Below are 5,484 nucleotides of genomic sequence, written 5' to 3' on the forward strand. Positions count from 1 at the left end.
TTCCTATCTAGTTCGCCCCCGCCTATATCTCCGCCGCGGCCCCCTGACCACCACCCCTGGCCGGCGCCGGGCGGCCGCGCCGCGCGGCCGCCCTGCGCCGTTCCCCGTCGTGAAGGGACGACTCGATGAACGATCACCCGCCCGTGGAAGAACCGCTCATCGCGGCGCAGGAACACCTCGCCGTTGCCGTCGGGTCGGCCGGTGACCACGCCTACCTCGACCGGTGTCCGGCCTGCGATGACGACCGGCCGAACACGATATCGGCATCAGCGAAGGGCTGGTTGCCCCGATCGACCTTAACCACCGGCGGGATGTGACCTCAGCCGCGTCAGCCCGGCCAACCCGTTCGCTTTCCCCTGCTTGCTGCCCGGCCCGCCCCCGGCCACTTGGCCGGGGGCGGCACCTTTCTCCTCCTGGAAGGAAACACGTCATGACCGAGATGAGCTCCGAAACCCGCAAGATCCTGCGCGAGGCCATCGCCCAGGCCCACCTGTCCGACCGGCACGACGTCGACACCGGGCCGCTGGCCCGGCTGGAGGAGATGCCGGAAGACGAGGCCGTCAAGGCGGTCGACGAGGTGTTCCGGCAGATCCACTTCGACTGAACGATCCCGATCACCTGCGAGCCGGACATGTGCGGGCCACAGTTCACCGGCCTGCTTCCGACCCGCATGACCTCCCCCTGCCGCCCCTGGCCGGCTCACCGGCCGGGAGCGGTTGTCTTCTCCCGCGACAGGAGATCGCATGCTGACCACCACCCCCAACCAGAAGACGGCGGCCGCACCACGCGGCACCCACTGCTGTTCCACGACCCCAAGGGACAACTCCTCCAAGGATCGTCCGCCCGCGGCACCGCCGCTCGTAGAGGCGCAGGAACGCCTCGCCGAAATCGCCTTCGCCTCCGAAGCTCACACCGAGGTGCCAGATGCCTGACTACCTCGTGCGCTGGGAGATCGACGAGCACGCCGAATCACCTCGGCACGCGGCGGAACTGGCCTGGGCCGATCGCAGCGCTCCGGGCTCGGCCGCCAACGTGTTCACGGTCATCGACCAGGCCGGCCGGCACAGCACCGTCGACCTGTCGCAGTCGCCGTACCCACCCGCCGGGCCGACCTTCCGCTACCGCTCGACCGTCGAGGTGACCCTGGAGGTGGCCGCGGAGAGCGAAGCCGACGCTTTCGCCGTGCTGGACGAGGTGTTCATCGATGTGACTGCCGGAGGGCAACCAGTCCGCCGCGGCTTGGTCGCGTTGATCACGCGACTCTCCACCGATCCTCGTCCCCTGTCCCACCCGCCATCCGCCACTCAGGACCGCGACGCCCCGAGGGCGACCTGATGCGCTTCTTCCTCGGCACCCATCACCCAGACTGGCTGGCCCGGGTGCGCGTTCCGCTATATGTCTCCCAGCATTCGTTGTCGCCGCTTTCCTCCCTTCCCCACCTGGTCGACGGCGGGGTGTGGGGCCTGGACTCCGGGGCGTACACAGAACTCACCCGGTACGGGCGCTGGCGCCTGGGCGCCCGCGCCTACGCGCAGCTGGTGCGCCGCTACCACGACGAGATCGGCCCTCCCTGCCACATCGCCCAGCTCGACTGGCCGTGCGAAGACGAATCGCTGGCCAAGACCGGACTGTCGGTTGAAGAGCATCAGCGGGCGACGATCTCCAACGGCCTGGAACTCCGCAGCCTCGAACCTGATCTGCCCTGGATGTTGGTCCTGCAAGGCAGGCGTACCAGGGACTATCTCGTCGACCACCTGGAACAATGGCTCGCCGCCGGGATCAACCTGCGTGAGGAACCGATCGTCGGGCTCGGCTCGATCTGCCGCAAGGGCAACACCCTGCCCGTCGCGCTCATGATCTCCCGGCTCGCCCGCTTGGGGCTTCGGCTGCACACCTTCGGCTACAAGACCACCGGTCTGATCTCCTCCGCCGCCGACATCGTCTCCAGCGACAGCCTCGCCTGGTCACGAGCCGCCCGATGGGCAGCCCGCCACCCCCGGCACCAGCACGGCCACTGCGGCAACTGCATCGACTACGCGCTTGCCTGGCGTGCCGAACTGCTGGAGCGCGTCGACCGAGCCCACCCAGGAGTCGTGGAAGACCTCCTCCCGCTCAACCACACAGCGTGAAAACCGCCCGACCCAACCGCAGGCCCGGCCCGCCCCTGATCCGGGGCCTTACAGAACCTCGCAGAAAGGAAGGCGATGATGACCAAGACCGCTGGCGCCGCCCCAACGTGCCCAGAGCAGTGCCCGGTGTGCGGGCATGCCCTGCCGGCTCCCGAGGGTGCCTACATCCACAAAGACTCCCGCGACTACATGTGCGGATTCCAGTGGGATCCCCAGCGGCCGGGAGGTTACTACGCCCAACGCCTCGAAGGTGGAGTCGAGGTGATCAAGGGGCTGCCGTGGGTGGCACGCGACATGTGCAACTACGGGCAGCAGGTCGCCCCGCTGGAGCCTCACCCCGACGACGTTCCTGCTCGCGGTGGTCCCAACGGCCAGCAGGCTTTGCCCCGGTACGTCAACGGGAAGGCGGCGTACTTCCCCGACGAGGCATCCGCTCGGCGATGGGTCGATGAGCACAACCTCACCTCGTGGGCGGGGGGAGCGTGAAGACCACTGCCGCCATGACCACCGCGCAGCGGATCCGTGCCACCCGGCTCAGCCTGTCGCAGGGACCGGATGGCCGGCTTGAGTTCACGCTGGCCATCCGGGGCCGATTCCAATTCTGGGACCTGGCCCGTGCACTGGCCGCGTGGGCGGCTGCCCAGCAGGACGTCCGGGATCTGCCCACGCATCCCGGAGAACAGTGGGCGCTGGCACACGTCCGGGCGGTGACCTGGCGTCACGGCCACCAGCGGATCAGCTCCTGGTCCGATCACGTCCGCGAAGACGACCGCAGCGCCGTCGCCGACTGGGCCTACCACACGGCCTGGCACCTATGGGGCCAGGCCTTCGACATCCCCTACAGCGAGATCGCCGGCGCCATGACGCAGTTCCCCGAACCCGAATACCTCGACAACTGGGGGCTGAGGCCCCTCAACCACCACTCGCCGACTACCGCGAAAAGCTCTTGTACACGGAAGGACCCGCAAATCAATGATCGTTATCAGTCACACGCTGGAGACCGGCACCGTCGTCTACGGCACCACCCCCGGTGACGGCTCAGGAGAGATCATCCACGACGCCGGTTTCCGCCCGTCCAGATACCTGGACGATCACCCCGACCACGGCGAGGCGTACTGGTACGTGGCCTCCACCCGCCGCCGTCCCGCCAAGCAGCACTACATCGACCGGTGCGCCGCCGCGCTGCGTGAGGCCGGCCACGAGGTGAAGGTCGAGGTCGACAACATCACCCTGCCTACCACGAGCTTCGCCGAGTTGGAGGCCGAGCGCTACGACCGCGCCGAGGAGCGCACGGAGCGGTTCAGCGGCTACGCCGACCGCGCCCTCACCAAGGGTGACGCGATGATCGACCAGGTCAGGGAGGAACGGAGCCGGATCCCGCTCGGACAGCCGCACCTGATCGACCACCACTCCTACAACCGGACCGTACGGCAGGAGGAGAGGCGCAACGCCAAGGAGGACCGAGGCCGCGAACACGTGCAGCGCGGCGAACGGTGGGCGGGACGAGCGAAGGCCGCAGCGGCATACCAGGCCGACCGCGAGGACCTCGGCACCACTCAGCGGCGCGTCGAGCGACTGGAGGCCGACGTCCGCCGCCACCACCGCTACCTGCAGGGTGACACCCAGCGGTGGGAGATCACGGTCACCACCGACTGGACCGACGACTACGGGCGCTCGCTGGAGGAGCGGCTGGCCGTCCGCCCGCAGGGCTCCCGCGTGCTCTCCCATAACGAGGCCGGCAACACCGCCAAGGTTCTCATCGCCGTCAGCCCGACCGCCCGCGCGATCACCGAGTCACAGATCACCCTGCTGACCGAGGAGATCACCTACTGGAAGGCGCGCATCGCCAAGCTCCAGGAGCAGCAGGGCCGGAGGGTCTGGTCCAGCGCCGATTTCTCCCGCGGCGACTTCGTCAAGTGCGGACGGCGCTGGTACGAGATCGTCCGGGTCAACTCCAAGTCCCTCACCGTGGCCAACGGCGTCAACAGCGTCCACCTCGACGTGATCACCATGGCCAACTCCCGCAACGCGCTGGGCGGAGCCGGATGGACCGACCGGCTCCCCTACGACCAGGCCGACGGTCAGATGACCGCCGCCGAGGCCCGGTTGCGATATCCGGAAGCGTTCTCGACCGGCGCCCCCGGCTCGGACGAGGCCGGGAACGGACAGCAGGCCGGTAACCCGGCGTGATCCCGGACCCGATCCACGGCGGCACCGAGCCGGCATGCTCGTGAACAGGTCGTGCCACAACTCGTCGGGGATGGATCTCGGCCGCCGCTTGGATCGGGACGGGTTATAACGCAGCCGTCCTTCCGTTCTGAACGGATCGAGAGGGTTGTGGTGGGCGTGCGGCCGGCCGTCTCGGAGCCGTTCACGGGCCACCGGGTTGACCAGCGGACCAGCGCCATGCTCGATCCAGAAGGCGTAGAAGTCGTGCAGCACGGCGCTGCTATGCCCGATCGTCGCAGGCTGGTACCGGTCACCCTGGTACTGCTTGCGGGTGATCGGGTTGATCGTGCCCGCCGTCCTCGCCGACGCCGCACGCCGCTGCGCGCTCGGCTTCGGCGTGTGCAGCAACCACAGCACGTAGTCTCGCACCTCACCCGAGGTCGCCCTGTCCCAGACAACATCGACCGCGATCAGGAAACGCCACCAACGCTGAAGCACGTAGGCGTAGCTGCGGATCGTCCCACGCGACTTGCCCTGGGCAACCAGGTCCCGCAAGTACTCGTGCACATGCTCAACCGGACGCCCGGCATCGTCGACGAGTTGCCATGGCACTACCCCGTCGACCTCGCAGATCCGCCCCCACCGGGGCAACCTGATCTTCTCGACATCTCGAACCGGCTCCCCCGGCAGCAGCTCCACCCAGCGCATCCTTCACGAAGAGTTGCTGAACTCCCACAGGACACGAACCATGACCATCCCGTAGTCCGGTCAAGACGCTGCGGCGGCTTCTGCGTGCGGGCCGGGATCCGCCAGTGGACTCACATGCTCGCTGTTGATCCTGAAGGGTTCACCGCCGTCGAGGCCGCCGAGCAAGACCTTCGGAACGAACTCGGCGACGTCGCGATCCTGCGTGACCGCCGCGCAGGCCGCTCCCGCCCTCTCCCGCTGTCAGAGCTCCGGACCCGAACAGCCGCCTGAACCGCCCCTCCAACATCAGGGCCTTCTCCCGTCCAGCCTCACTATCTGGAGAACTGTTTGACCGACGATCCTCAAGACAAGACCGACACCATCCTGCGCTCAAGACCCGCTCTCGGCATCAGCGAAGCACGTCAGGAGACCACCGGGGACCGGGCGATCCGCTGGGGAGCGGCGTTCTCCGTCCTGGTGGTCACCGGGATCGCCGCCG

The 5,484-nt window shown here is 68.1% G+C and carries 8 protein-coding genes and 1 pseudogene; 8 read left to right on the forward strand and 1 reads right to left on the reverse strand.

Going from position 1 to position 5,484, the window contains the following annotated elements:
* The first annotated feature begins 125 nt into the window (after positions 1–125).
* The 8 genes from AB0M95_RS40555 (at position 126) to AB0M95_RS40590 (ending at position 4,319) form a co-directional block, all read left to right on the forward strand.
* Positions 126–317, forward strand: coding sequence for a hypothetical protein (locus tag AB0M95_RS40555; protein ID WP_363776976.1), 192 nt, complete (start codon positions 126–128; stop codon positions 315–317).
* Positions 318–430: 113 nt separating this feature from the next.
* A complete protein-coding gene (locus AB0M95_RS40560; RefSeq protein WP_363776979.1) occupies positions 431–604 on the forward strand; it encodes a hypothetical protein in 174 nt (57 codons plus the stop codon).
* A 139-nt stretch (positions 605–743) separates the two neighbouring features.
* Positions 744–932 (forward strand): hypothetical protein, encoded by a 189-nt coding sequence (locus AB0M95_RS40565; RefSeq protein ID WP_363776982.1) that lies wholly within the window; start codon positions 744–746, stop codon positions 930–932.
* Complete coding sequence (locus tag AB0M95_RS40570) at positions 925–1,335, forward strand: hypothetical protein (RefSeq protein ID WP_363776985.1); 411 nt, start codon at positions 925–927, stop codon at positions 1,333–1,335. Before AB0M95_RS40565 ends, AB0M95_RS40570 begins: the two co-directional genes overlap by 8 nt.
* On the forward strand, positions 1,335–2,129 hold the full coding sequence (locus tag AB0M95_RS40575) for a hypothetical protein (protein ID WP_363776988.1): 795 nt from the start codon (positions 1,335–1,337) through the stop codon (positions 2,127–2,129). The genes AB0M95_RS40570 and AB0M95_RS40575 overlap by 1 nt, the downstream gene beginning before the upstream one ends.
* A 78-nt stretch (positions 2,130–2,207) precedes the next feature.
* Positions 2,208–2,615 (forward strand): hypothetical protein, encoded by a 408-nt coding sequence (locus AB0M95_RS40580; protein WP_363776991.1) that lies wholly within the window; start codon positions 2,208–2,210, stop codon positions 2,613–2,615.
* A 14-nt stretch (positions 2,616–2,629) separates the two neighbouring features.
* The gene (locus AB0M95_RS40585; RefSeq protein WP_363776994.1) at positions 2,630–3,163 is read left to right on the forward strand and encodes a hypothetical protein; all 534 of its coding nucleotides are present in this window, start codon (positions 2,630–2,632) and stop codon (positions 3,161–3,163) included.
* Complete coding sequence (locus AB0M95_RS40590; protein WP_363776997.1) at positions 3,102–4,319, forward strand: DUF3560 domain-containing protein; 1,218 nt, start codon at positions 3,102–3,104, stop codon at positions 4,317–4,319. The genes AB0M95_RS40585 and AB0M95_RS40590 overlap by 62 nt, the downstream gene beginning before the upstream one ends.
* Before the next feature lie 399 nt (positions 4,320–4,718).
* Here the strand turns inward: AB0M95_RS40590 and AB0M95_RS40595 are convergent.
* A pseudogene (locus AB0M95_RS40595) lies at positions 4,719–5,006 on the reverse strand (hypothetical protein); the annotation flags it as partial.
* Between the last annotated feature and the right edge of the window lie 478 nt (positions 5,007–5,484).

Source organism: Sphaerisporangium sp. NPDC051017 (assembly GCF_040683095.1).
In the GTDB taxonomy this organism is placed as follows: Bacteria; Actinomycetota; Actinomycetes; order Streptosporangiales; family Streptosporangiaceae; genus Sphaerisporangium.